Genomic DNA, 25,768 nt, shown 5'->3' with positions numbered 1-25,768 from the left:
GGAGACGATGTCGCTGCGCTCGATGAATGGATCGAACAAGCAACCAACAGCGAGCTTAACAGCTTCGCCAACGGCATCACGCGCGACATCGATGCCGTCCGTGCGGCAATAACGACATCCTGGACAACCAGTCCAGTCGAAGGCCAGATCAACAAGATCAAGGCCATCAAACGACAAATGTATGGTCGGGCAAGCTACCCGTTATTGCGTCGACGCGTCCTCTTGGCTGCTTGAGGGCAACCCGACAAACAATCCGCCCCCAGTCGCTCAAGCTGCACCAAATACGCGGAAGAACCCTTGATTGACGCGCTCTTCCATCCTGATCGCCGCGCGACAGAGGCGTTTCGATCCTGAGGGGCCTAATAGGTCAGCGCCAGCAGCCGCTGCACAATAGCGCCGAGACACACGAGCACTACCAGCAGCTTCAGGAGCTGCGCCAGGCGACCGTCCGGCGCGAACCTATCTATCACCCAAAAGCAGATCGCCCCCACAACCACGATGATCAAAATACCGATCAGAAGTGAAATAGCAGCCATTTGTCGTCTTCCCGATGTCCGGTGGGTGGCCTCGGCCGGTTCATTTCCGGTTTCGATCGCGTCGTACCTTTTGGAATTCCTCCGGTCCCTTGACGAGTCGGCGCTTGCGGTCGGCTTGCTCCTCCGAACTGGCAGTGCTGTCCGCAACTTTATCGATTGCTTTGCCGGCCATGTCGCGAGCGCGCTGGCGTTGGCTTTCAGTCTTGGGCCGCACTGCGGTTGACGACGTCAACGCGATCTGGAGCAGCCTGCGGATCGCCTCGGGGCGGGAAGGCTCATCGGCCTGCTTCTCGATCCACTTGTCGATCGCCTCGAGCTCCGGATCGTGCATCTTCACTAGAATGCCGGTTCCTGGGCCGGTCGTCTTAGGACGGCCGCGCCTTTTCGAGATATCGCTAATTGACCTCGCCATGAATTAAGGATATCTCAAAAGCAGGCCGGACGGAAGCGCGAACTTCCAAGCCGGCCCTAACCCACATGGAGTGCACCCGAGATGCAGGCTATCCAAACACCTACCGCACGACGGTCAGTTCTCTAAATGGCTGCGGGCGGCTGTGGCCGGCGTCAATGCTGCGGCAGTGCCCGCAGCAGCGGCTCTCGCGTCGTCCGACGACAGCATGCTATTGCAGTTGGAAGAGAATATCTTCGACGCTTGGGGGCCGCCAATGCATACAATGGCGAAATCGAGCGGCTGGACAAGATTTGGCACGCCCATGCCGAGCGGCTTCTTGATGAGGTAAAGGCCGGACGAGTGATTTCACCGAGGAGCAGCGGTGGCAGGCCGTCTGGGCCACCCGGAGTCCAAAGAGCGAGAGCGACTGGTTGATCCAGCACCTTGATCGAATGGATGAGCTCATACAGCAAACGTGGGCCATCCCAGCTCATACTGCGATCGGCCGGAAGGCGAAGGTGTCGGTCGTTCTCGCATGCGTGCTGCGAGACGAATGGTGCGACCAAGATAACCTCGTCGACCACCATGTGCTGATGGCTCGCCGACTGCTTATCGACCTTATCGGCGGCGAGCCGGCGGAGGAGCCTCGGGGCCAGTTTGCCTAGAGCCATCCCAAGAAAAGACGCCGCCGGTCTCAAAAATACACGCCCGGCGGCGTTTTCTTCCTGAACTGGGACGCTGAAATCCCCAGCCATGATCGTCCTGCACGAACCAAGCCACGGGCTGATGACAGTCAACAAGCATGGCCGGGTTCTGCCCGGTGAGGCTTCAATGCTGCCTTGGCACAAAAAGCGCGTGAAATGTGAGGCAGTTCACAGTCGATCATCGCGAGTTGGTTTAGCGCAAGAGCGGGTGGCGGATCGGTATCGGAGAATCGTGATGCCGTTTTTCAGCAGCCAAAGCTTGTCGGCAGCAGCTGCCACTTCAGTGCTCAGCATTGTCATTGTGGGAGCGATTGCCTTTGCGGTCGTTGGCTATGTGGAGTGGTCATCGGGCGTCAATCTGACCCGTTTCATGAGCCGGACAGCCGCGGATGCCTCACCGACTCTACCGCCCAAGGGCCGAACGGGTTGCGAGCAGGGCAATAAGTCGCTGCCGACGTTTTCTCTGCCGCTAGATTGACCGCCGGTGGGGAGGCGGGAACAAGTGGCAAAGCTGGGAGTCGTCTATTGCTCCCGCGTCACAGCCCCCCACTGCGGGAGTTGGAATGCGGCCCCGGCGCCCCGACCGCGCCGGGGCTGTTCGTCCATCGGACAACAGAACAAATGGGGATGCGCCGTGTACGATCCGTGTACTATCGACGCAGCGGGACCAAACGGGAAAGCCTGAAAAAGTGGTTTAGCCAACACAGTATGCGACACGGGATTTCTGAGAACAGAACGCGCATTGCATTGAAGTAGCTGGCGATCCCGGCAGAAGGGCCAGAACCAAGCCATGTCAATGGGGTAGGGCGGCTAAGGACGTAACGGCCCCATGCGTCCTTAAAGGACATCAGCGGGTAGTGGCTAACGATTCTCGCCTGTATCGCCCTGTTTCGATATGCTTGGGCCCCTAAGTTGGGTCTCCCGAATCAAGATGACATTCAACGCTGGAATCCGTGATGGCTCGTGATCCTCGCATTACCGAGCAAGCCGCGCGTGCGGGTCGACGGCGCCGAAGCCAGGTTGCCGCAACCTTAGCAGCCGCAGAGGCGACCGGAACCGCCGACGGGACTTCGTCGGCCACTGGTGAGGGCGCGGCTACCTCTGAAGCGGTTGGCGATCCTCGCATAGCGAGGGCTGGCAGGGGGCGCGCCGGCGCGATGATCGCTGGCTTTTCAGGAGAAGCGCCTCAGGAGCGCGCACCCAATGAAGTCGGTTTGACAGGCGTTCAGGGAATCGGCGTCGCAGGCGAGATCAGGCCGGCGATTTCCAATCAGGTGCCGACCGCCAGTGTCGTGATCGCAGATTCAGGAGAAGCGCATTCCAATCGCACATCGGTCGTCCGCGCCGTTGTCTTGCTGCAGGTGGATGCTCTGTTGCTTGTGGTGCGGAGCGAAGCCGAACGGCGACGCGAGTTGCGTCTCAACGACGACCAAGATCTTCGCGAGCTCGAGGAAGTAGAGGCGCGACTCGATCGGGTCAGGAACACGACCGTTGACGTGGAGCGAGGCCGAGTTCAGCCAGAAACCGCCGATGAAGCCGCGAGATCACTTGGCAGCTATGTCCGATCCTGGTTTGAGAAAAACCACGAGAAGATTCTGTCCGACGGGTTCGACACGTTGAACGGCACCTTTAGGGCCGGCGTGTTTGTGTCGGCTACGGCGATCTGCGCTTCGCTGCACGTCGAACCAACCTTGGCGGCGACTATTTCGGGGGTTCTGGTGGGTGGCAAGCCTGTCGTAGAAACGATCAAGGCCGTTGCCAAATGGTGGAAGGATTGCAAAGAGCCGCCGCCGGAGTGAACCGCCAGGCTCAGCTCCTAGATCACTCAGCAGTTTGACCTGATTGTCTCGGCAGAACTGCGCGCCGGTGCCGAGCGAGCGCATCATAGCATCGCTGGTGATGACGTAACGCAGCTGTTGACCGGTCGCACAGTCGAGCGTGACTCTGATCTGGCCGTTGCCGATGTGGCTGAAGCTCTGCGCGATCACGGTTCCGATCATGTCGATGGGGGAGGGCATGGGATTCTCCTTCATGGTCCCTTTTGGTTGAGCCCTGCGAAAGCCCGGTCGGGTCATGCTGCACCTGTTCGGAATCGGCTGCATCTGCACCAAGTTGGTGAAGTCGAACCGCTGCGGCACCAAGCACATGGTGCATGCCGTTCGGATGACGAGCCAGCGGGCGATTCGCGGGCACTCGTGCGTCCAATCCGATCGGCCGGACAATCGAGGGCGCCGAGCCGGACACGCGCCCACGCAGCACGGCAGGGGCCGCCCTGTAAATAAGCAGGATAAGCGTGCAACCGGCCCAAAAAGCTCGGAGAGCGTGCAAGAATCGAGCGTCACTGCGAATCAAACGAGTGGTCCGCGGGCATTTTTCTTTTGGGAGATTGAAGCCTTGAGCGAGTCCAAATTTAGAGCCCTTGAACAGCGCGGTCGAGTCATGATCGGCGCGCTGTTTGGTAAACGCGAGGACGAATTTTCGAGCAATCAGGAGGCAATCCAATTTTGTGAGCAGCAAACAGATTTGTGGAGGAGATTGCTGACGCAGCTCTCTCAGCAAAGTGCGAATCCGATTTTCCGCAATCTACAGAATGAGATTGACCAGGCCAAATTCGAAACTGCGTCGCGATCGGACGGTGGCTTTGTTGTACGGGCCCGAATCCCCCTTCTGACATCGGAGGCCCTAAAACAAATAACTGAACTTGCGCAAACGTCTCGCGAAAACCTGATTATGGTGGTGGCCGCCACATTGATCGAGTGTCGCGAAATCGGAGGAAACGCAAGATTCCAGAATGATCTTACGCTCGAACTTCTCTCCGCAATGCTTGTCTATGCGTCCGGCGGAGCGCTCACGCAGGATGTCGGTCGGCGACTGTCTGACTTTGAAAGTCGCATGGCTGAGGCGAAGCAAGATGTGGCGTAGCTGGTCACATCTACCAGAGGCAATGTCGAGGAGTTCACTGCGACTGAGAGCAAAAATCTGGCCAGCTTCATGCAATCACTCTCCGAGGAGGTGCGGCTGAGATCCGTGTCGGAACTGTGGCAGAATCGGGCTCGCTGGCACCGGGGGATTGCGGGCGCGGCATTGGCAGTCTTCTTTGTTGCCGTTGCCGCTCTGGTGGGCTACTGCGCGATGCATATGGACCAGATCGTTGCCGCCCTACCGCGCGATAAAGACCAGCACGTGGAGTACGTAAGCATAGCACTTCTCGCGATTCCCGCTCTGGCAGTCGGATGGTGCCTGAAGATTCTCGCTCGGCTCGTCCACACTAATAGTGTGCTGGGAGATGACTCGCGCCAGCGCCAAGCAATGACGCGAACGTACCTAGCGCTTGTAGCCGACAGTTCGTCTCAAGTAACCACAGAAGACCGCTTGGTCATGCTCAATGCGATCTTCCGACCACTGCCGGGCTCTCAGAGCGATGAGGTGGCCCCGCCGACAATTCTTGATCTCATCAATAAGGGGTCGCACAACTGAGGTCCCCCTTTGAGTCGCTAACTGTCAAGGGACAAATTCAATCTCACGCGTCCTTGAACTAGCCGGATGGCCGCCAACATCATGAGGAACCTTGAGGTGCCTCATGGCGGGACGTTGGGATCGATTTTTTTTGGTTTGTCTGTTGTTGGCGGCTCTTCTGTTGCTTCTTGCAGCGACTCCCTTTGTCGGGCTGACGCAGTGGTCGCACGTCACGATAGCCAAGCTGATTGGCAGCAGCGGGCTGTGCCTGGACATCGCTGGCATCATTCAGTTGGAGATCAGTGGGGCATTCGACAAGTTGATGGACCAGTACGGAGACATTGAGCGGTATCCCTACGGTCCCCCATCACGAATCACACGCCAGATTGTCGACGATGCTGAGGCCCCGATCAGAACTGCAATCAGAAACACACTGTTCTTTGAACACCAGACCGCGATTCGGCTCTTGGTCGTGGGTTTCTTCCTTCAGCTCAGCAGTGTCTGGGTTTGGGTGTAAGGATGAGCGCACCTCAGTATGAGATCGTTGAAGCCGATGACGGAACCTTCGCAGTGGAGGTTTTCGACGGCGTTGTCGCTGATGCCGCGGTAACCAACTTCAAGAGCAGAAAGGAAGCTGCGGAGTGGATTAGCAATGAGCGTCAAAGGCTCGGCATTGAGCCGCGGTGGCAAGAGGCCGCCGATGACTGAGTGCACTCATGGGGAGTGAACAGACCGATGGACTACTTTGATCAACTGCGCCAAGGCGGGCCGGGCTACCTAGTCCGCGACGATGGCGGCACTTCCTTCACAATCTACTGCGACCAAAACGATGATGACGCGGTACGCTCATTTCAACCCGTCGTGCAAGAAGCAATGGCGTACCAAGACGACGATTGGAAGGTCTTGCCCGGGCCGGGGCGCGGGTTTAAGGGCCGGGGTATCCGTGGGCTGCAAGATCCCGTGTACCTTATGGCCGCCATTTGGAAGCAGACGCCTTGATGGCCTCACGGCGCCGCCTCACCGGCGGCCAGCATTTCGGCCGGCTTCTTCGCCGCTTCAGCCGCCTTCATTGTCTCGGCCGCCCAATTCTGGCGTTGCCATCGGTCGCGCGGCGCCGGCTCGGCTGATCCTGGGCTGAAGAAAGACTCCCCATTGACGTCAAGGTGATGCCGAAACGTTCCGCTGGCCTTCTCGCGAGCGGCGAGGCCGGCGCTGCTGTTGTCGGTGGCGTTGCCGGTAATATTCGATCCCGACAATACCTGTTCAAGCGAGTGCTCCAGCACGGCGCGATGCCGTGGGTTTTTAAGGGCACCGTGGCCCATTGATCCCTGCTGGTAATAACCACCCTCGTTCTCGTGCCATCTGGCCTCTTTCTCGATCGAGGTCCCACGATTCATTGAGCGGTTGACCAAGGTCTCTAACACCGCCTGCGTACCTTGTGGATTGCTGCCTTGTGCGCGCCGGCGGCTGACGGTGTCGGCCGTCACTATGCGGGCTTGGACAACATCGCGGACGTCTGATCATGCCAGCCGACGGGATTAGACTTCGCCAACCACCGATTGACCACCGAAATAGAGTGAACAAACAGCGATAACAGTGGTCAATCAGGATCGGCCTTCATTGTTTTTGTTGATTTTTTCGGTCGCTGCTTACGTTCGGGACGCAGGGGTCGCAGGTTCGAATCCTGCCACTCCGACCATTCTTTCAAGCACTTATAGTTTCTGTGTTTTTCGTGCGCAACGACATGCGCATCGATTTGAAGCGCGGCTGCCATGTCGGTCGATTTCGGGACGCCTGTCTCTGATATCGGCGATTCGGGACCATTGGAGCGCGCGAGGGTAACGGCCCCTGACGTGATGTTGCATAGCACGTCACCAAGCACCACACGGTCTCCCTTCGGATCTCTCGGCTGATCCTGTCCGACATCAAAGCACGAATAGCCCGCCGCGAGTAGTGCTCAGCTTGCCGGCGCAAATACCTGTCAGGGGTTGCCGACCTCAAAGGCCAGCAGAACGTTGCCGGGCAGCCCGCTCCATTGCGCGTAGCCGGAATTGACGTACAGCATGCCATCGACGACGACCGGGCCGGGTCCGTCCATGGCGCCGCCATGGGCCGCAACGCCGTTCACCGTGGTGTAGTCGCGGGCGGTGTCGATCTCCCAGAGCAGCCGTGCGTCATCGGTCGCGTAGGCGCGCAGGAAGCCGCTCACGCCGCCCGAGAAGACGACGCCAGGAATGGCGGTGACCGCCGCGGAGAGCGCGGGACTGCACTGCGGGCGGTCGCCACAGGCCACCGGCGCGACCTGCATCGCGATCTTCCCGGTCGCAAGATCGAGCCCGAACAGGCCGCCGCCTTCACTTGAATTCAGACGTCGCGTGCCGTCCCTTAGAAATCGTACGTCCGAATTGGCGACATAGATTCGATCCTGGTCGGCGGCGGAACCCCACTCGGTTCCGCCCAACGCGCCGCCCTTGCCGATCCGCGTCTGCCACAGGATCTTGCCCTCATGGTCGGGATCGAGCGCGTGGACCACGCCGGATTTCTGGCCGATCACCAGCACGCGCTGTCCGTTACGCAGGCTCACCAGGATCGGCGATTGGCCGAAGTCATGGTCGGGGCCGCGGTCTTCCGGACAATTGCTCTGATCGGTGCCGAAACACGCAACGACGAAGCTGTCCTTCGGTGTGGCCTGCTGATGCCACAGCATTCGGCCGGTCGTGAGATCGAACGCGAGGATGGCATCGCTGGTGTCGGTTGCCGGGTCGGCATAGCTGTTCGAGGTCGCGATATAGAGCGACTGGCGCTGCACATCGATCGTCGGCGCGGACCAGACCGACGCGCCGGCCGGACCGAACAGCTGGGTCCCGAGGGCGTTCGCCCGCGTCGGATGCGGTGCCTCGGGGATCGTGTAGGCCTTCCAGATCTGCGCGCCGGTCTCGGCCTTCAGCGCAACGACGCTGCCGCGAAACGTACAGCACTGGTAGGTGGGGCGAGATCCGATGGCCTCCTCGATCGATGAAACCCCGACATAGACGGCGCCGGAATAGAACACTGGCGCACCGGTAATCCGGGCCGCCACATGATCGTCGACCTTGCTCTTCCAGATCAGCTTGCCGGTCGCGGCATTCAGGGCGTAGACGTTGGCGCGCACATCACCAAAGAAGATGGCAGGCTGGCCGTTGTCCAGCGGGGCAAAGCTGATGGCCGTCCGCACCGGCGCCTCGGTCGGAAACTCCCAGCGCGTGCAGCCGCTTTTGGCGTCGAGGGCGTGGACCTTGCGGTCGCCGCCACCGACGAACAGCAAGCCGCCGACGACAGCCGGCTGCGCGTTGGCGTTCGACGTGTCAGGAAATCCGAACGCCCATTTCAGACGCAGCCGCGGGACCTGGTCTTGCGCGAGGCCGGCCATTGCCGCCGGCTGAAACCGGCTGTTGTTGATATCCGTGCCCCAACCGTTCCACCGCGGCCCATCGATCGGCTGCGGAAAGCCGGTCTCGTTCTGCGCGCATTGGCCTGCGCTCTCGGTTGGCACGAGCGACGCGGCCTTTCCGGTGACGAGTGAGGCGATCGCCGCCCGCTCGTCGCTGGTCAGTCCCTGCGCGAAGGATGCCATCGGGCCCGTGGTGATCGCACCAAGCACCTCGTCGAACGATCTGGATTGCAGCGTGATGCGGCTCGGCGCGCGAACAGCCGCGTTGCTGCTGTCGTGACATTGCGCACAGCGTTGCGCGTAGAGGTCGGCACCGGCTTGCTGCGCCGCGGCGGGCAGGCAAGACGAGATCAGGGCGACGGCAATCGCGGCACTCAGTTTCATCGTGATTCACCGGCGTTGGCTTTGATGAAGAGAGCAATTGCAGCTTAGCACAACCTTTCGGCTGCCATCGTGCCTGGCGGAGGCCGGCCGCACGTATGGCGGTGCAGGATCCGATCGCCGCCTTCAATTCGAGCGCCCGCCGGCGCGATCTCCCATTGACAGGTCGGTCGATGTGATAGAATTATAACAAGATAAGTTGCAAAAATAACAATATGTCACCATCGTACCAGCGCCGCGCGCGGTCGACGGGAGGAAAATTTGGAATTGTCCGGTTCGATCGCAGCCGAGCCTCGGCCGTCGACGGCGCTGTTGATGGTCGGTGGCATCAACAAGCGCTTCGGCGGCGTGCGGGCGTTGCGCGACGTCAACCTCGAGGTCCGGGCCGGCGAGGTGCACGCGCTGCTGGGCGAGAACGGGGCCGGCAAGTCCACGCTGATCAAGATCCTCAGTGGCGTCCATGCGGCCGACAGCGGCGCGATCGAGATCGCCGGCAAACCGGCGACGTTCGACAGTCCGGCTAGATCGCGCGAGGCAGGCATCGCCGTCGTCTATCAGGACCTCAGTCTCGTCGAGTCGCTGAGCGTCGCCGACAATTTGTTGCTCGGCCGCGAGCCGCGTACGCGGTTCGGCTTTGTCCGCAAGCGCGAACTGATGGCCAGGGCCGGGGCGTTCCTGAGCGAACTCGGCATTCCCCTTGATACCAAGGCAACAGTCGGCTCGCTGCCGTTCGCCTACCGCCAGATGACCGAGATCGCCAAGGCACTGATGGGCGAGGTGCGCCTGTTGATCCTCGATGAACCGACATCGTCCCTGACTTCGGATGAAGTTCGCATCCTGTTCGATGCGATCGGCAAGGCGACGCGCCGCGGCGTCGGCGTGATCTACGTGACCCATCGGCTGAACGAGGTGTTCGAGATCTCGCAGCGTGTCACGGTGCTGCGCGACGGCGCCAATGCCGGCACATTCGTCACCGCCGAGACCGACATGAAGCGGCTGGTGAACGCCATCATCGGCACCGATCGATTGGCGCCCGCGGTGTCGCGCGCCGAGGCTGCGGCCGCGCGTTCGTTCGATCCGTCGCCGGTTCTGTCGCTGTCGGGCGTGTCCAACGACCGCCTGTCGGCCGTCGAATTGTCCGTGATGAACGGTGAGATCCACGGCCTTGCCGGATTGATCGGCAGCGGGCGCACCGAGATCCTGGAGACGATCTTCGGCCTTCGGCCGGTCGAGAGCGGCACACTGGCGATCGAGGGCCGGCCGTGGCTGCCGAACGGCGCGGCCGATGCGATCGACCATGGCGTCGCGCTGGTGCCGGAAGACCGGCACATGCAGGGCCTGGTGCTGGATCATTCGATCGAGCGCAACATCACCTTGCCGCGGATTCTGCATTTCTCGCGCTGGGGCTTCATGCAGCAGCGCGCCGCCGCCCGGCGTGCGGATGCTGCGGTGGCGAGGCTGTCGGTGAAGGCGCAAGGCGCCTCGAGCCTCGTCAGGACATTGTCCGGCGGCAACCAGCAGAAGGTCGTGTTCGGAAAATGGAATGATCCGCGGCCGCGCGTGCTGCTGCTGGACGAGCCGACGGTTGGCGTCGACGTCGGCGCGCGCGAGGAGATCTACGGCGTGATCAGGAATGCCGCCCGCGACGGCACCGGCGTCCTGGTGGTCTCGTCGGACCTCGTCGAACTGATCGAGCTCTGCGACCGCATCTCCGTGATCGTCGATGGACGCGTGGCGCGAACGCTGGTGCGCGGGGAGATCGATGATGCCGAAGAGCTCCATCATCTGCTGCAGATCTACCAGGCTTCCGAACAAGGTGTATTGCAAGAGCTGCCCGCATGACCGAACTGACCGCGCCCAACCTCGTCGCCTCGTCGACCCGATCCGATCGACGCCGCAAGCTGCTGCAGAATCTGCTGCGGGGCGAGCGGCCCTACATGCTGTACATCGCCTTCGTGGTGCTGCTGGTCGTGTTCAGCCTGTCCTCGCCCTGGTTCCTGTCGGTCGACAATTTCCTGAACATCGGACGCCAGACCACGCTGGTCTCGATCATCGCGGTCGGCATGACCTTTGTGATCATCGCGCGCCAGATCGATCTGTCGGTCGCGTCGACATTGGCGCTGTCGGGCATGGCCGCGGCGCTCGCGATGAGTCAGATCAACAACAGCTCGATCGTCGGCGCTGCCGCCGGGCTCGGCACCGGTGCGCTGGTCGGGCTGCTCAACGGCATCCTGACCACGCAGCTCTCGATCCCGTCGTTCCTGGTGACGCTGGGCTCACTGAGCATGGCGCGTGGTTTGGCGATGATGGTGACCAATACCAAGCCTGTCATCATCACCAACGAGACATACTTTGCGATCTTCGGCGAAGGCTCGCTCCTGGGCATACCGGTTCCGATCGCCTGGACGCTGGTGGCGATGATCGTCGGCATCCTGCTGCTGCACTATAACGTGTTCGGCCGCCGCATCTATGCGGTCGGCGGCAATCCGACCGCGGCGCTGTATTCCGGTATCAACACCAAGTGGGTGACGACCGCGGCCTTTGTGCTGACCGGCGCGCTCGCCGGACTTGCGGCGCTGGTGCTGTCCGCGCGCTCGCACGCCGCGCGGCCCGACGTCGTGCAGGGCATGGAGCTCGACGTCATCGCCGCCGTGATCCTCGGTGGTTGCAGCCTGTTCGGCGGGCGCGGCTACATCCTGGGGACGCTGTTCGGCAGCCTCATCATCGGCACGCTCAACAACGGCCTCGTGCTGCTCGGCGTCAGCTCGCCACTGCAGCTCGTCATCAAGGGAGCGATCATCGTGGCCGCGGTCGCCTTCACGAAACGCTAGAGCACGACGGCGCAGCGCATGGGCCGCAAGGTCAGGCGTTGCAAGGGTAGGGGCAAGGTCGCCGGCCTCCGGTCAAATCGGCGACCAAAACGGGAGGAAACAGTGAAGCCAATCTTGCGACAAACCCTGCCGCTGACCGCGCTGATCGCGGCGACGGCCATTTCGATCGCCGCCTCGGCCCGCGCCGAAGTGCCTGCAACCTGCGTCAAGGGCGTCGATCTCGCGACGCTTGGACCGAAATCGATCGTCGGTCAGGGGCCGCACGGCGAGAAGGCCGCCTCGCCCGAAGTGCTGGCGCTGTCGGACGCCGATGCCGCCAAGATCAGGGAGAAGCATTTCAAGGTCGGCATCTCCATGCAGACCGTCAATCTCGACTGGGCGCAACTGCAGATCCAGGGCATCACCGACACGCTGAAGAAGTATGGTGTGACCGTCACCGGCGTCGCGTCCGCCGAGTATCAGGTCGACAAGCAGATCGCCGACATCGAGAACACCATCCAGCAGCATCCGGATGGCATCATCTCGATCCCGGTCGATTTCACGGCGACCGCGCCGACCTACAAGAAGATCGCCAAGGCCGGCATCAAGCTCGTGCTGATGGACAGCATTCCGACCGGACTGAAGCATCCCGAGGAATATGCCTCGATGATCTCGGCGGACAGCCAGGGCAACGGTCTGATCGCGGCCCAGATCCTGGCGTCCTGCGTCGCGCAGGGCGGCACCATCGGCCTCGTCAATTTCGGCGTCGACTATTTCAGCACCAACGAGCGCACCAAGGGTGTCCGCGAGTGGATGCAGAAGAACCGCCCGGACATCAAGATGAAGCAGGTCGACTTCACCGACCCGCCGAAGGTGTCGCAGATCGCAGGCGACTTCCTCACCGGCAATCCGGATATCAAGGGCCTGTTCGCGGTCTGGGACCAGCCGGCGCTCGATACGCTGAGCTCGATGCGCGCGCAGGGCATCGACGTTCCAGTCGCCACCGTCGATCTCGGCCTGCAATCGGCGATCGAGATCGCCAAGGGTGGCCCGCTGAAAGCGACCGGATCGCAGCGCCCCTATGACCAGGGTGTCGCCGAAGCGATGGCCATGATGAACGCGCTGCTCGGCAAGGAAACGCCGGGCTGGATCGGTGTGCAGTCACTGCCGGTGACGCAGTCCAACGTGTTGGAATCCTACAAGACGGTGTTCAAGAAGGAGCCGCCGCCGGAGCTGACCGACGCCTGCAACAAGGCGAAGCCTGCCTGCAACTGAGCCGCAGGAGTGCGATGCGTGGTCCCGCGAGCCCGCGCATCGTGAGCAGCCTAATCCGGGCGTGCCAGCCCCCGCTCGGATCAGGTTGGGCTGGTCACGTACTCGACGGGAAGGCTGCGGAAGTGCTTGCGCATGTCCGCTGACGCCGTGCCGCCGACGATGATCCGCGAGAACGCGCCGATATCGGAGAAGAACGCCGATTTGAGGCTACCGAGCTTGCTGGCGTCGACCACCAGGATGCTCTCCATCGCGGTCTCGATGACGGCCTGCTTGACGGCGACCTCGTGAAAATTCGAGCAGCTCGCGCCGCGGGTCCAGTGCACGCCGCCCGCGGAGATGAAGGCCTTGTTGATGCCGAGCCGCCGCAGATAGGACAGGCCGTCGTCCGACGCAAAGGACTGCGACGACGGATGGTAGAGGCCGCCCATCAGCATCACCTGCGTGGCCGGCCGTCGCGTCACGATCGACGCCACGTTCATCGAATAGCAGATCACCGAAAGCGGCAGGTCCTCCGGCAGGCAGTCCGCCAGCGACTGCATCGTCGTGCCGCAATCGATGAAGATCGTATCGCCTTCCTTGATCGAGGCCGCGGCAGACCGGCAGGCCAGACGCTTGTCCTGGGTGTGCTGATCGATCTCCTGCTCGAACGTGTACTTGATCCCGGTCGGCGACGCCGCATTGACGACGTAGCCGCCGAGCAGCGCCAGCGCGGCGTCCGGCCCGGCGAGATCGCGCCGGACCGTCATTTCGGAAACCTTGAGGAGCTCGGCGGCGTCTTTCAGATGCAGCGTGCCGCTCGATTCGACGGCGCGGCGCAGCCTCTGAAGGCGCTGCACGCGCGTCTCGCTTGGTCGTGCGTTCGATGTTTCAGCCATTTTGATCGCCGGGCTTGCTTATCCGATTGACAATGATCTTACAATGTTGTGAGTTTATCAACGTAGATTTGTTACAATAATAACATCCAGTCCGGCGGGCTGATCGAGGGTCGGGGACGATGTCGTCCTCAGGCCGTCGGCAAACCCCGCGGCAAGGTCAGGGGAGGATCACATGTTGCGATCGATACATTCAGTTTATCTGGCGATCTCGTCGATTCGCTAGGACCGCACGGCGCCTCCATGACGCAGAGCGTCTTCATACAGAATCCGTCCCCATTGGCCGCGCAGCCGCCTTCTCCGGGCGGCGAGCATCCGCTGCCGCGCAACGCTGGCCGCGCGATCGAGATGGATTGGATCGATGAGATCAGGATCAATCTGTCGGCCGCCGAACGGCGTGTCGCGAGCCTGCCGGGCCGGCGCACGGTCAAGAAGGACGCGCAGGCGGCGTGGCTTCTCAAGGCGATCACCTGCATCGACCTGACGACGCTCAATGGCGACGATACGACCGAACGGGTGAAGCGCCTCTGCGCCAAGGCCAAAGCGCCGGTGCGCGGCGACCTTCTCGAGCGGCTCGGCTTTGCCGGCCGTGAGCTGCATACCGGCGCGGTCTGTGTCTACCATCGGTTCGTGGCGACGGCCGTCGACGCGCTCGAAGGATCCGGCATCCCGGTCGCTGCGGTCTCGACCGGATTTCCCGCAGGTCTGGTGCCGCACGATCTGAAGCTGAAGGAGATCGAGGCGTCGGTCCGCGACGGCGCGGAGGAGATCGACATCGTCATCACGCGCGAGCATGTGCTGACCGGCGATTGGCGGGCGCTTTACGCCGAGGTCCGGGATTTCCGCGCCGCCTGCGGCGACGCGCATCTGAAGACGATCCTGGCCACCGGCGATCTCAAGACGCTGCGCAACGTCGCCAAGGCGTCGATGGTCTGCATGATGGCCGGAGCCGACTTCATCAAGACCTCCACCGGCAAGGAAGGCGTCAACGCGACGCTGCCGGTGACGCTCGCGATGCTGCGGATGATCCGCGTCTATCAGGAGCGCACCGGCTACCAGATCGGCTTCAAGCCGGCCGGCGGAATCTCGACGGCAAAGGACGTGCTCAACTATCAGTTCCTGATGAAGGAAGAACTGGGCCGTAACTGGCTCGAGCCGGATCTGTTCCGCATCGGCGCCTCCAGCCTGCTCGCCGATATCGAGCGACAGCTCGAGCATCACGTGACCGGCCACTATTCGGCCTTCAATCGCCACCCCGTGGGATGAGACTCCAGCGATGAGCGTCGCAAGCTATTTCGAGACCATGGAGTATGGCCCCGCGCCGGAGGCGGACGGCGAGGCACGCGCCTGGCTGGCGCGGCATGGCGCCACGTTCGGGCATTTCGTCGCCGGCAAGTTCACGGCGTCGCACGCCGGTAAACATCTCACGACGACCGAGCCTGCCACGGGCAAGACGCTGGCGCGCATCGCGCAGGGCGCCGTCGCCGATATCGAGGCGGCGGTTAGCGCCGCGCGCACCGCGCAGACAGCGTGGGCGAAGCTTGGCGGCCACGGCCGCGCGCGTCATCTCTATGCATTGGCGCGCATGCTGCAGCGGCACGCCCGGCTGTTCGCCGTGCTGGAGGCAATCGACAACGGCAAGCCGATCCGGGAAACCCGCGATCTCGACGTGCCGCTCGCCGCACGCCATTTCCTGTATCACGCCGGCTGGGCGCAGTTGCAGGAGCGCGAATTTGCCGATCAGGTGCCGGTTGGCGTGATTGGGCAGATCATTCCGTGGAATTTTCCGCTGCTGATGCTGGCGTGGAAGATCGCGCCGGCGCTGGCCGCGGGCAATACGGTGGTGCTGAAGCCGCCGGAGTTCACCTCGCTCACCGCGCTGCTGTTCGCCGAACTTTCGGCCGAGGCCGGCCTGCCGCCGGGCGTGCTGAATGTCGTGACCGGCGACGGTGCCACCGGCGCGCTGCTGGTCGAAAGTCCCGGCGTCGACAAGATCGCGTTCACCGGCTCGACCGAGGTCGGACGGCTGATCCGCCAGTCGACCGCGGGCACCGGCAAATCGCTGACACTCGAGCTTGGCGGCAAGTCGCCGTTCATCGTGTTCGACGATGCCGATATCGACGGCGCGGTGGAAGGCGTGGTCGATGCCATCTGGTTCAACCAGGGTCAGGTCTGCTGCGCCGGCTCGCGACTGCTGCTGCAGGAGGGGATCGCGGAGACTTTCCGCCGGCGCCTGATCCGCCGCATGGAGACGCTTCGCGTCGGCATGCCGCTTGACAAGGCGATCGACATGGGCGCGGTGGTCGCGCCGGTGCAACTCGAACGGATCAAGTCGCTGGTCGAGACCGGAGTGCAGGAGGGCGCCGAGAAATATCAGGCGTCCAGTGCGATCCCGGCGGAAGGATGTTTCTATCCGCCGACCTTGCTCTGGAACGTGCATCCGTCCTCGACGGTTGCGACCGAAGAGATCTTCGGCCCGGTCCTGGTGGCGATGACGTTCCGCACTCCTGACGAGGCCGTGACGCTCGCCAACAACACGCGCTACGGCCTTGCCGCCAGCGTGTGGAGCGAGACGATCGGTCTGGCGCTCGATATCGCGCCGAAGCTCTTGGCCGGCGTGGTCTGGGTCAACGCCACCAATCTGTTCGACGCCAGCGTCGGCTTCGGCGGCTATCGCGAGTCCGGCTTCGGCCGCGAGGGCGGCCGTGAAGGCATGTACGAGTATCTCAAGCCGAAGGCCTGGAGTGGGCGCAAGGCGCGGGCTAAGGCATCGCCGCTGCCGGCGGCTTCCGGCGCCAGTGCCGGATTCGATGTGCCGCCGATCGATCGAACGGCAAAACTGTTCGTCGGCGGCAAGCAGGTGCGCCCGGACGGCAATTATTCGCGCCCGGTGCTCTCGCCGAAGGGCCGGCGCCTCGGCGAGGCAGGCGAGGGCAATCGCAAGGATATCCGCAATGCGGTGGCCGCGGCGCGCTCCGCCGAGTCCTGGGCGCGGGCGACGGCGCATAATCGCGCCCAGATCCTCTACTACCTTGCCGAGAATCTTTCCGCGCGCGGCGACGAATTCGCCCGGCGCATCGCCGACATGACCGGCGTGTCGGCTTCGAAGGCGCGCACGGAAGTCGATGCGAGCATCGAGCGGTTGTTCAGCTATGGCGCCTGGGCCGACAAATTCGAAGGATCCATCCACGCGCCGCCGCTGCGCGGCGTGGCGCTCGCGATGCATGAGCCGATCGGCGTGGTCGGCGTCGCCTGTCCCGACGAGGCGCCGCTGCTCGCCTTCATCAGCCTGGTGGCGCCGCTGGTTGCGATGGGCAACCGGGTCGTCGCCGTGCCCAGCGAGCGGCATCCGCTTGCCGCGACCGACTTCTACCAGGTGCTGGAGACCTCGGACGTGCCGGGCGGCGTGGTCAACATCGTCACCGGCGATCGCAGCGAACTGGTCAAGGTGCTTGCCGAGCACGACGACGTCGACGCGCTCTGGGCGTTCGGATCGCAGGACGCCTCGGTGACGGCCGAGCGGCACTCGATCGGCAACCTCAAGCGCACGCTGGTCGATCATGGCCTCGCGCTCGATTGGTACGACAAGGCCGCGAGCGAGGGCCCGATCCTGCTCCGCCATGCCGTGCAGGTGAAGAACATCTGGATTCCGTACGGTGACTAAAGGCGTCACGCTACGGTGATACGGATGGGGATCCGAACCGTCAGAGTTCGGCGAGTTTGAACACGAGGGAGGGACGCAACATGCTCAAGGGCATCGATCCACTGCTCAATGCCGACGTGCTCTATGCCCTGCGGGCGATGGGGCACGGCGATCGCCTGGTGGTGTGCGATACCAATTTTCCGGCCGACTCGATCGCGCGCCAGACGGTTCTCGGCCGGTTGCTGCGCATCGACAATGTCAACGCGGCCAGGGCGGTCGAGGCGATCCTGTCGGTGATGCCGCTCGATACGTTTGTCGACGATGCTGCGATCCGCATGGAGATTGTCGGCCAGGCTCAGGAAGTGCCACCCGTGCAGCGCGAGGTGCAGGCCGCGATCGATCGCGCGGAGGGACGGTCCTGGCCGCTGGTCGGTGTCGAGCGCCACGCTTTCTACGAGAAGGCCAAGACGGCCTATTGCGTGATCGCGACGGGCGAGCGGCGCTTCTACGGCTGCTTCCTGTTCAGCAAGGGCGTGATCGGGCCGGACGGGGAGTGACGAGATGAGCAAGAATGGCGTCGCCGTCCTCGGCGTCTTCGTCGTCGACCTCGCGTTCCGCGCCGGCAACATGCCGGCCATCGGCGAGACGATCGCCGGTTCGGGATTCGCGATGGGGCCCGGCGGCAAGGGATCCAACCAGGCTGTCGCGGCCGCGCGGGCGGGCGCCGGCGTGAGCTTCATCTCCCGGATCGGCAGCGACGCCTTCGGCGAGCTTGCGATCAGGACCTGGGAGGCCGAGGGAATCCGGCCGCGCGTGGCCAGAACGGCGGACGCGCCGACCGGCGCAGCCTTCATTTACGTCCATGAGACGCGCGGCGACAACGCCATCATCGTCGTGCCGGGTGCAGCCGGCGGTATCGGCCCGGCCGATGTCGACGCGGTGGCGGACGCGATCCGCGACAGCCGCGTGTTCGTGACGCAGCTCGAGCAGCCGGTCGATGCAGCGCGGCGCGGGCTCGAGATCGCGCGCGCCGCCGGCAGCATCACGGTGTTCAATCCGGCGCCGGCGATCCAATTCGACGATGGCCTGTTTGCGCTGTGCGATTATGTCGTTCCCAACGAGACCGAGGCCGAAGCGCTGACCGGGATCGCGGCGGGCGACCTCGCCGGAGCCCGCCGTGCCGGCGACGCCCTGTTGGCCAAAGGCGCCGGGACGGCGCTGATCACCCTCGGCGAGCGCGGCGCGCTATTCCATGCGCGGGATCGCTCGCTGCACGTGCCGCCCTTCGCGGCCGGCAAGGTCGTCGAAACCACCGGCGCGGGCGACGCATTCGTCGGCGGCTTCGCGGCGGCGCTCGCCGACGGCGTCGATCCGCTCGAGGCCGCGCGGTTCGGTTCGGCCACAGCGGGAATCTCGGTGACCCGGCCGGGCACCGCGCCCGCGATGCCGCGGCGCGCGGAGATCGAAGCGCTGCTGAGGGGATGATGCTGCGATGATGCGGAATGATCCGATCAAGCATGTCTTCATCTGGCCGGCGGTGCTCGTCGTGCTGGCGATCTCGATCTTTCCGCTGATCTATTCGCTGACCACGAGCTTCCTCAGCTACCGCCTGATTCCGCCGATCCCGCCGCGCGTCGTCTGGCTCGGCAATTATGCGACGTTGTTGCAGGAGCCGCGGTTCTGGAATGCGCTCTTCACTACAACGCTGATTGCGCTGATTGCGGTCGGGCTGCAATACGCGATCGGGTTCGGCGTCGCGCTGGCGTTGAACGCGCGTGTACCGGGCGAGCGGCTGTTCCGCGTCGCCCTGCTGCTGCCGATGCTGCTGGCGCCCGTCGCGGTCGCGCTGGTGGCGCGCATGATCTTCAATCCGACGATGGGACCGCTCAATCAGTTCCTGTCGAAGTTCGGCCTGGTGAACCTGCCGTTCCTCACCAATGGACATTGGGCACTCGCCTGCATCATCGCGGTCGAGGTCTGGCAGTGGACCCCGTTCGTCATCCTGATGATGTTGGCCGGGCTGCAAACGCTTCCCGAAGACGTCTACGAGGCCGCCGAGCTCGAGAATGCCAGCGCCTGGCAGCAGTTCTGGGGCATCACCTTTCCGATGATGCTGCCGATCTCGGCCGCCGTCGTCTTCATCCGCTTGATCGAGAGCTACAAGATCATGGACACGGTGTTCGTGATGACGGGCGGCGGGCCGGGCGTGGACACCGAGACGCTGACGCTGTTCGCCTATCAGGAAGGCTTCAAGAAGTTCAATCTCGGCTACACATCGGCGCTCAGCTTCCTGTTCCTGATCGCGATCACGATCATCGGCGTGACCTACCTGGCGCTGCTGCGGCCGCATCTGGAGAAGCGCCGATGAGCGGGCAGGGCTTGACGGGGCTGTCGCCATGGAGCCGACGCCTGGTCGCGGCCGGCGTTCTCATCTGGTGCCTGATCACGGTGTTTCCGCTTTATTGGGTGGTGGTGACCGCATTCAAGACGCCGCCCGGCGTCGTCGGCGGACCGACTTATCTGCCGTTCATCGACTTCACGCCGACCTTGCAGCCCTTCATCGATCTCTATCAGGGCATCCGCGGCGAGTTCTTCCGGACCTTCCTGAACTCGACCATCGTGGGCCTGGCCGCGGCGGCGATCGCCACGGCGATCGGCGCGATGGCGGCCTATGCGCTGGTGCGCTTCGAGTTCAAGGTCCGCTTCGGCGCGGGCCTGGTGTTCTTCCTGCTCGCGCTCGGGGGCTACCTGCTGTTCAACACGACGTTCGGGTTTACCCGCCCGCAGGCCCTGTTGCTGGCCTTTCCGATCGCGCTGATCGTGGCCGTCGTCGCCAACCGCCTGCCGCTGCCGGGACCGATCCTCGGCAATGAGGACATCCTGTTCTGGTTCGTCAGCCAGCGCATGTTCCCGCCCATCGTCACCGCCTTTGCGCTGTATCTGCTCTACAGCGAGATCGGCCGGCTCGGCTTCCAGCTGATCGACAGTTTTGTCGGCCTGACGCTGTGCTACGTCGCCTTCTCGCTGCCGATCGTCGTCTGGCTGATGCGCGACTTCTTCGAGGCTGTGCCGATCGAGGTCGAGGAGGCGGCGATGGTCGACAATGTGCCGAGCTGGCGCATCTTCTTCGGCATCGTGGTGCCGATGTCGATGAACGGGTTGCTGGCGACGTTCATGATCACGCTGGCCTTCGTCTGGAACGAGTTTCTGTTCGCGCTGTTCCTGACCAATTCCAGATGGCAGACGCTGCCGATCCTGGTGGCGGGACAGAACAGCCAGCGCGGCGACGAATGGTGGGCGATATCGGCTGCGGCGCTCGTCGCCATCGTTCCCATGATGATCATGGCGGGCCTGCTCAGCCGGATGATGCGGTCGGGCCTGCTGCTCGGGGCCATCAAATAGCAAAAAACCTTGTAGGGAGGACTAGACGATGTTGCGACGGACGTTCCTGATGCTGACCACCTCGCTCGCGATGGCCTGTGCCGCGAGCCAGGCGAATGCTGCCTGCAGCCCGGACTATACCGGCGTCACCCTGACGGTGGCGTCGCAGACCGGGCCGTATATCGCCTCCGCGCTCAAGCTCGGCGCGGACGAATGGGCGAAGAAGACCTGCGGCAAGGTCAATGTCGTGGAGTTTCCATGGTCCGAGCTCTATCCGAAGATCGCGACGTCGCTCACCGCATCGGACGCGACGTTCGACCTCGTCAGCTTCGCGCCGGCCTGGCTGCCGGATTTCGTGCCCTATCTCAGCGAGATGCCGAAGGAGATGCAGTCCGGCAAGGACTGGGACGATATCGAGCCGGCCTATCGCGAACGGCTGATGGTGTGGGAAGGCAAGATCTACTCGCAGTCGATGGACGGCGACGTCCACACCTATACCTACCGCACCGACCTGTTCAGCGATCCCAAGGAGAAGGACGCCTTCAAGGCCAAATACCGCTACGACCTCGCGCCGCCGAAGACCTGGAAGCAGTATCTCGACATTGCCGAGTTCTTCCAGCGGCCCGACAAGGGGCTGTGGGGAACGGCGGAAGCCTTCCGCCGCGGCGGTCAGCAGTTCTGGTTCTTCTTCAGCCATGCGGCGGCCTACACCAACAATCCGAACTATCCGGGCGCGATGTTCTTCGATCCCGAGACGATGGACGCGCAGATCAACAATCCGGGCTGGGTGAAGGGGCTCGAGGAATACATCAGGGCATCGAAGCTCGGGCCGCCCAACGCGCTGAATTTCTCGTTCGGCGAGGTGAACGCTGCCGTGGCCGGCGGCCAGGTAGCGGAATCGATCGGCTGGGGCGACACCGGCGTCATCGCCGCCGACCCGAAGCAGTCGAAGATCTCGGGCAAGGTCGGTTCGGCGATGCTGCCCGGCTCGGACGAGATCTGGAACGCCAAGACCAAGAAGTGGGACAAGTTCCCGAGCGTGCTTCCGGGCCCGTTCATGGCATTCGGCGGCTGGCAGATCGCGGTGCCGAAGGTCGGCAAGAACCAGAAGGCGGCGTGGGATTTCGTCAAGACACTGACAAGTCCTGAAGTGTCGGGCCAGGCGGCGATCACCGGCGGCAGTGGCGTCAATCCCTATCGCAAATCGCACACTGCCAATCTGCAACTGTGGAGCAATATCTTCTCGCCGGAAGAGGCCAAGGAATATCTCGGCGCGCAATCCGACTCCATCAATGCCAAGAACGTCGCGCTCGACATGCGTCTGCCCGGCTACTTCTCCTATACCGAGGTGGTCGAGATCGAGCTCGGCAAGGCGCTGGCCGGCCAGACCACGCCGCAGGCGGCGCTCGATGCTATGGCCAAGGAGTGGAATCGGCTGACCGACGAGTTCGGCCGGGCCAAGCAGCTCGCGGCCTATCGCGCGGCGATGGGCCTTCCGCCGAAGAACTAGCTTTCCAGTGAGACGTCCCGGATGATGCGCGAGCATCGTCCGGGACTTCACTTGCCGTCGACGAAGGGACGGAAAAGGATTCCATGGCGCACGTCGAGATCGAGAACGTCAGCAAGGCATACGGGCCCTACAAGATCATTGAAGGGCTCGACCTCAACGTGGCCGACGAGGAGTTTGTCGTGCTTGTCGGCCCGTCCGGCTGCGGCAAGACGACGACGTTGCGCATGATCGCGGGACTGGAGGCGGTGACGAGCGGAACCATCCGCATCGGCAATCGCGACGTGACGCAGTTGCGTCCCGGCTTGCGCAATTGCGCGATGGTGTTCCAGAACTACGCGCTCTACCCGCATATGACGGTCGGAGAGAACATCGGCTACGGCATGAAGGTGCGCGGCGAATCGCGCGCCAGCATCGAGAAGGCCGTCAATGACGTGGCACGCGTGCTTGACCTCGAACAATATCTGCAGCGCCAGCCCAAACAGCTCTCGGGTGGGCAGCGCCAGCGCGTGGCGATCGGCCGCGCCATCGTGCGCAGCCCGGATGTGTTTCTGTTCGACGAGCCATTGTCCAATCTCGACGCTAAGCTCCGCATCGAGATGCGGACCGAGATCAAGGCGCTGCACCGCCGTCTCGCCAAGACGATCGTCTACGTCACGCACGACCAGGTCGAAGCCATGACCATGGCCGACCGCGTCGTGGTGATGAACCGCGGCCGCATCGAACAGGCGGCCGATCCGATCACGATCTACGAGAAACCCAGCAATCTCTTCGTCGCCGGCTTCATGGGCGCGCCCAGCATGAATTTCATCCATGGCGAGCTCGTCGCCCGCGACGGCGTGCTCATTTTCACCGAGCCGTCGGGCACGGCGTTGAGAGTGCCGAAGTCACGCGAGGCGGCCTATGCCGGCAGTGTCGGCAAGCCCGTGGTGCTCGGCGTCCGGCCCGACCATGTGTTGCGGCAAGACGCGCCGGCGGGCTCTTCGATCCGGATCCTTGTGAAAGACGTGGAGCCGCTCGGGCCGCACACGCTCGTGATCGGAACCGTCGGCCCATTCGCATTCACGGCGCAAATGCCGGTCGGCGTCGCCGCGGAGCCGGATCATGTCATCGACGTCGCGCTCGATCTTGAGCGAACGCACTTGTTCGACAAGGCGTCCGGGACAGCTATTTGCTGATCTGCCGCAGCCTGGCTCGACAACCGCCTGCCTAGCTGCAGAACCCTCGCGCGCGCCGGACCGTATCGGACGGATACAGGCCGAAGGCCGAGCGGTACACCGCAGCGAAACGGCCCATATGCGTAAAGCCCCACTTCAGGGCAACCTCGCTGACCGGGAGCATGTTCTCCGGTCGCGACAGTTCGTCGTGGATGGCCTCCAGCCGAATTTGCCGCAAATAGGCGACCGGCGTCGTGCCGTGAATTTTGCGGAAGCCCAATTGCAGCAACCGGCTGCTGACCCCAACCGTTGCGGCAATATCCGATATCGTCAGCGGCAGATGCGGATTGGCCCGCATATACTCGACGGCACGGCGAATGTAGCGCGGCGGCGCATCCAGCGGGTGGCGGCTCAACCGGTCGGTCAACCGATGAGGGACGTTCTCGAGGATGAGCTGTATCGCCGCTTCCGATAGCAGCGCGCTGGCTTTCGGAGAGCGCACCAGGATCCCGTCATACAGGCCGGTGGTGCTCGTGCGGACAAGCTGAAGAAGGGTCTGTCCAACGCCGGTCGACAAGTCGACGATCGGCGTCAGATTGAGATCTTCCAGCGCCGTGCTCCCGAACGTCGCAGACAGCACCTTGGCAACTACGCCCGTATGCAAGGTGAGCGTGACGCTTGAGTATCGTCCATCGACCGCTTCGACCCGCTGCGCTTGCATCGTCGGAAGGGGCACGATGGCGATCTCGGAGGGGGTCCGCTGGATGCTCTTTCCTGCAATGAGCATTTCGGCCTGGCCGGCATTCAGCAGGCTTATTGCAAGCTCTCCGGCAGAATTCTCGTATGAATAGCGCCAATCCCAACCGGCCGACAGATCGGCCCGCACGACGTCAATTTCCGCGCCGATGGCTATGTCCGCATGCCAGCGAAACGATTCGTCAGGCCGCGGCGAGGAATGCGCATTGATCCCGTGGGGGTGGAGCATTTCAAGGAGTTCTTCGAACGAAGATCCCGATCGCGTGGGAGGTGCAGCGAGTACGTCTTCGACCATCAAATCCCAACCATCGGATGTTTGCTGTTCGCGGATTGCCCGATCCATCAGACCGGTTTTCCACTGTTCAGGGCGCCGTCCACACGCATAGACCGCATCACCACACTAACACAGCTTAGGTGATTTCGGGTCGCATGCCCTTTCTCACAATTTCTTCAATATCCGAATGTCGAACAGAATATCCAGATCGCGCAATCGAGCCGCGAAAGCTGGCATTTGATCGAATTCGCCCGCCGGCATCGCGCGACAGTTCCGATTCAATCCGCCGCGCCGACGTCCGAGAGCAGCAGCGGATGCACAGCATGCGCGATCGACTGTCTTAGCCACAATCCGAACGCCTCCATCCGGAATACGACGTCGTCCATGGACTCGTAGCCCATTTGGCCTAAATCGTCACGACCAACTCAAATGGGTTATGAAAGCATGCTTACAAGGATTACTTGCGTACTCGCGCTTACAGTTCTTTCGTCCATGCCTGCGCTGGCCGATGGTTGCGCAGATCACGTCCAGAGCACCGGCGTTCCCATGGTAACGGGCATGACGCACAAGACCTGGATGATCTTTCCGTCGGTCAATCCCGGTGCCGCCCTCGACAAGGTGTCCCGTGCCGTTCTGGCGGAGGGCTTTGTCGGCGTAAACGTCGACAAGAAACTCGGCACGCTGACCACCCAGCAGGAGACCACCGGATCCGGCCGCCCACAAACGCTGCAAGTCGTCGTCCGCAAGGACGGTAAAGGCAGCCGCGTCGCTGCGACCTTCAGCTTGCCGCCGGGACAGTTGGCTCCAGGTGTCGGCGATAACCTCTGCCGCGTCGTGAACGCAGCCGGCCAATGAACGCCGCCCATCCGCGAAGCAGGCTGACGCGCGAATTGTAGCCAGCCGCGCGGGTCCGGGTGTCGTCCGGTCCGGAACCGGACGAGCCCATCCATGTCGAGGGAATCGGGACGCGGGCGCCGGCCTGCGCCCACAGCAATGAAGCAGGAGATATGATGCGTAGGGCTCGCTTTGTGAAAGTTGTTTTGATAGCCGCCACCGGTGCCATGGTGTTTTCGGCCTCCGCTATTTCGGCTCCGTTGCAGCACGCTGCCCGCGTTGCGGCGGCAGTGCCGTCGTTGACCGAGAAGGTCTGGTGCCGTTAGGGGCAGTGCTATGACAATGGCGGCGGCGCTGCCGT

At 62.9% G+C, this 25,768-nt stretch carries 27 protein-coding genes; 19 read left to right on the top strand and 8 right to left on the bottom strand.

Going from position 1 to position 25,768, the window contains the following annotated elements; translation table 11 throughout:
* Nucleotides 1-234, top strand: a 234-nt coding sequence (locus tag J6525_RS22910; RefSeq protein ID WP_225646388.1) for a transposase, incomplete at its 5' end; no start/stop codon positions are given.
* A gap of 125 nt (nucleotides 235-359) precedes the next feature.
* Here J6525_RS22910 and J6525_RS22905 read toward each other — a convergent pair.
* Both J6525_RS22905 and J6525_RS22900 read right to left on the bottom strand, forming a co-directional pair.
* Nucleotides 360-536 carry a hypothetical protein gene (locus J6525_RS22905; protein ID WP_225646387.1) on the bottom strand — a complete coding sequence of 59 codons (177 nt, stop codon included), beginning with the start codon at nucleotides 534-536 and terminating at the stop codon, nucleotides 360-362.
* A 40-nt stretch (nucleotides 537-576) separates the two neighbouring features.
* Nucleotides 577-867: a hypothetical protein gene (locus J6525_RS22900; protein WP_376708546.1), complete on the bottom strand. Its 291-nt coding sequence runs from the start codon at nucleotides 865-867 to the stop codon at nucleotides 577-579.
* Nucleotides 868-1,680: 813 nt separating this feature from the next.
* Between J6525_RS22900 and J6525_RS22895 the strand changes: the two genes are divergently transcribed.
* The 6 genes from J6525_RS22895 to J6525_RS22870 all read left to right on the top strand — a co-directional run bounded on the left by J6525_RS22895 (nucleotide 1,681) and on the right by J6525_RS22870 (nucleotide 5,795).
* Nucleotides 1,681-2,109 (top strand): hypothetical protein, encoded by a 429-nt coding sequence (locus tag J6525_RS22895; RefSeq protein ID WP_225646385.1) that lies wholly within the window; start codon nucleotides 1,681-1,683, stop codon nucleotides 2,107-2,109.
* Nucleotides 2,110-2,788: 679 nt separating this feature from the next.
* Entirely contained in the window at nucleotides 2,789-3,430 is a 642-nt protein-coding gene (locus tag J6525_RS22890; protein WP_225646384.1) for a hypothetical protein, read from the top strand.
* A gap of 595 nt (nucleotides 3,431-4,025) precedes the next feature.
* Entirely contained in the window at nucleotides 4,026-4,553 is a 528-nt protein-coding gene (locus tag J6525_RS22885; protein ID WP_225646383.1) for a hypothetical protein, read from the top strand.
* Entirely contained in the window at nucleotides 4,554-5,108 is a 555-nt protein-coding gene (locus tag J6525_RS22880; protein ID WP_225646395.1) for a DUF6161 domain-containing protein, read from the top strand.
* 103 nt (nucleotides 5,109-5,211) lie between these two features.
* A complete protein-coding gene (locus tag J6525_RS22875; protein ID WP_225646382.1) occupies nucleotides 5,212-5,604 on the top strand; it encodes a hypothetical protein in 393 nt (130 codons plus the stop codon).
* A gap of 2 nt (nucleotides 5,605-5,606) precedes the next feature.
* Complete coding sequence (locus tag J6525_RS22870) at nucleotides 5,607-5,795, top strand: hypothetical protein (protein ID WP_225646381.1); 189 nt, start codon at nucleotides 5,607-5,609, stop codon at nucleotides 5,793-5,795.
* 296 nt (nucleotides 5,796-6,091) lie between these two features.
* On the opposite strand, the gene J6525_RS22865 is transcribed toward J6525_RS22870, so the two are convergent.
* From J6525_RS22865 to J6525_RS22855, 3 genes are all read right to left on the bottom strand, one after another.
* A complete protein-coding gene (locus J6525_RS22865) occupies nucleotides 6,092-6,574 on the bottom strand; it encodes a hypothetical protein (RefSeq protein ID WP_225646380.1) in 483 nt (160 codons plus the stop codon).
* A gap of 113 nt (nucleotides 6,575-6,687) precedes the next feature.
* On the bottom strand, nucleotides 6,688-6,969 hold the full coding sequence (locus J6525_RS22860) for a hypothetical protein (protein ID WP_225646379.1): 282 nt from the start codon (nucleotides 6,967-6,969) through the stop codon (nucleotides 6,688-6,690).
* Between the two features lie 99 nt (nucleotides 6,970-7,068).
* Nucleotides 7,069-8,901: an outer membrane protein assembly factor BamB family protein gene (locus J6525_RS22855; RefSeq protein ID WP_225646378.1), complete on the bottom strand. Its 1,833-nt coding sequence runs from the start codon at nucleotides 8,899-8,901 to the stop codon at nucleotides 7,069-7,071.
* Between the two features lie 258 nt (nucleotides 8,902-9,159).
* Here J6525_RS22855 and J6525_RS22850 point away from each other — a divergent pair, with 258 nt between their 5' ends.
* From J6525_RS22850 to J6525_RS22840, 3 genes are all read left to right on the top strand, one after another.
* Nucleotides 9,160-10,740, top strand: a complete 1,581-nt coding sequence (locus tag J6525_RS22850; RefSeq protein WP_225646377.1) for a sugar ABC transporter ATP-binding protein — start codon at nucleotides 9,160-9,162, stop codon at nucleotides 10,738-10,740.
* Nucleotides 10,737-11,729 (top strand): ABC transporter permease, encoded by a 993-nt coding sequence (locus tag J6525_RS22845; RefSeq protein ID WP_225646376.1) that lies wholly within the window; start codon nucleotides 10,737-10,739, stop codon nucleotides 11,727-11,729. Before J6525_RS22850 ends, J6525_RS22845 begins: the two co-directional genes overlap by 4 nt.
* A 102-nt stretch (nucleotides 11,730-11,831) precedes the next feature.
* Nucleotides 11,832-12,983: a substrate-binding domain-containing protein gene (locus J6525_RS22840; RefSeq protein ID WP_092083816.1), complete on the top strand. Its 1,152-nt coding sequence runs from the start codon at nucleotides 11,832-11,834 to the stop codon at nucleotides 12,981-12,983.
* 80 nt (nucleotides 12,984-13,063) lie between these two features.
* On the opposite strand, the gene J6525_RS22835 is transcribed toward J6525_RS22840, so the two are convergent.
* On the bottom strand, nucleotides 13,064-13,819 hold the full coding sequence (locus tag J6525_RS22835; protein WP_225646375.1) for a DeoR/GlpR family DNA-binding transcription regulator: 756 nt from the start codon (nucleotides 13,817-13,819) through the stop codon (nucleotides 13,064-13,066).
* Between the two features lie 279 nt (nucleotides 13,820-14,098).
* Here J6525_RS22835 and deoC point away from each other — a divergent pair, with 279 nt between their 5' ends.
* From deoC to J6525_RS22795, 8 genes are all read left to right on the top strand, one after another.
* Entirely contained in the window at nucleotides 14,099-15,121 is a 1,023-nt protein-coding gene (deoC, locus tag J6525_RS22830) for a deoxyribose-phosphate aldolase (protein WP_376708545.1), read from the top strand.
* Nucleotides 15,122-15,131: 10 nt separating this feature from the next.
* Nucleotides 15,132-17,519 (top strand): aldehyde dehydrogenase family protein, encoded by a 2,388-nt coding sequence (locus J6525_RS22825; protein WP_225646374.1) that lies wholly within the window; start codon nucleotides 15,132-15,134, stop codon nucleotides 17,517-17,519.
* Nucleotides 17,520-17,599: 80 nt separating this feature from the next.
* The gene (locus J6525_RS22820; RefSeq protein WP_092083804.1) at nucleotides 17,600-18,055 is read left to right on the top strand and encodes an RbsD/FucU family protein; all 456 of its coding nucleotides are present in this window, start codon (nucleotides 17,600-17,602) and stop codon (nucleotides 18,053-18,055) included.
* A 4-nt stretch (nucleotides 18,056-18,059) separates the two neighbouring features.
* A complete protein-coding gene (locus J6525_RS22815) occupies nucleotides 18,060-18,983 on the top strand; it encodes a ribokinase (RefSeq protein ID WP_092083802.1) in 924 nt (307 codons plus the stop codon).
* A gap of 7 nt (nucleotides 18,984-18,990) precedes the next feature.
* Nucleotides 18,991-19,866, top strand: a complete 876-nt coding sequence (locus J6525_RS22810) for a carbohydrate ABC transporter permease (RefSeq protein WP_038387425.1) — start codon at nucleotides 18,991-18,993, stop codon at nucleotides 19,864-19,866.
* A complete protein-coding gene (locus J6525_RS22805; RefSeq protein WP_225646373.1) occupies nucleotides 19,863-20,900 on the top strand; it encodes a carbohydrate ABC transporter permease in 1,038 nt (345 codons plus the stop codon). Before J6525_RS22810 ends, J6525_RS22805 begins: the two co-directional genes overlap by 4 nt.
* 49 nt (nucleotides 20,901-20,949) lie before the next feature.
* A complete protein-coding gene (locus tag J6525_RS22800) occupies nucleotides 20,950-22,389 on the top strand; it encodes an extracellular solute-binding protein (RefSeq protein WP_312009820.1) in 1,440 nt (479 codons plus the stop codon).
* A gap of 83 nt (nucleotides 22,390-22,472) precedes the next feature.
* Entirely contained in the window at nucleotides 22,473-23,564 is a 1,092-nt protein-coding gene (locus J6525_RS22795) for an ABC transporter ATP-binding protein (RefSeq protein ID WP_225646371.1), read from the top strand.
* 31 nt (nucleotides 23,565-23,595) lie between these two features.
* On the opposite strand, the gene J6525_RS22790 is transcribed toward J6525_RS22795, so the two are convergent.
* Both J6525_RS22790 and J6525_RS46990 read right to left on the bottom strand, forming a co-directional pair.
* Nucleotides 23,596-24,642, bottom strand: coding sequence for a helix-turn-helix transcriptional regulator (locus J6525_RS22790; protein WP_225646370.1), 1,047 nt, complete (start codon nucleotides 24,640-24,642; stop codon nucleotides 23,596-23,598).
* Between the two features lie 209 nt (nucleotides 24,643-24,851).
* A complete protein-coding gene (locus tag J6525_RS46990; RefSeq protein ID WP_283848637.1) occupies nucleotides 24,852-24,974 on the bottom strand; it encodes a hypothetical protein in 123 nt (40 codons plus the stop codon).
* A 157-nt stretch (nucleotides 24,975-25,131) separates the two neighbouring features.
* On the opposite strand from J6525_RS46990, the gene J6525_RS22785 reads away from it, so the two are divergent.
* On the top strand, nucleotides 25,132-25,428 hold the full coding sequence (locus J6525_RS22785; protein WP_225646369.1) for a hypothetical protein: 297 nt from the start codon (nucleotides 25,132-25,134) through the stop codon (nucleotides 25,426-25,428).
* Nucleotides 25,429-25,768: the final 340 nt, after the last annotated feature.

Source organism: Bradyrhizobium australafricanum (assembly GCF_020329495.1).
GTDB lineage: Bacteria > Pseudomonadota > Alphaproteobacteria > Rhizobiales > Xanthobacteraceae > Bradyrhizobium > Bradyrhizobium australafricanum.
Note: the sequence above shows the minus strand (reverse complement) of the source record. Positions and strands in the feature narration are given on the sequence as shown.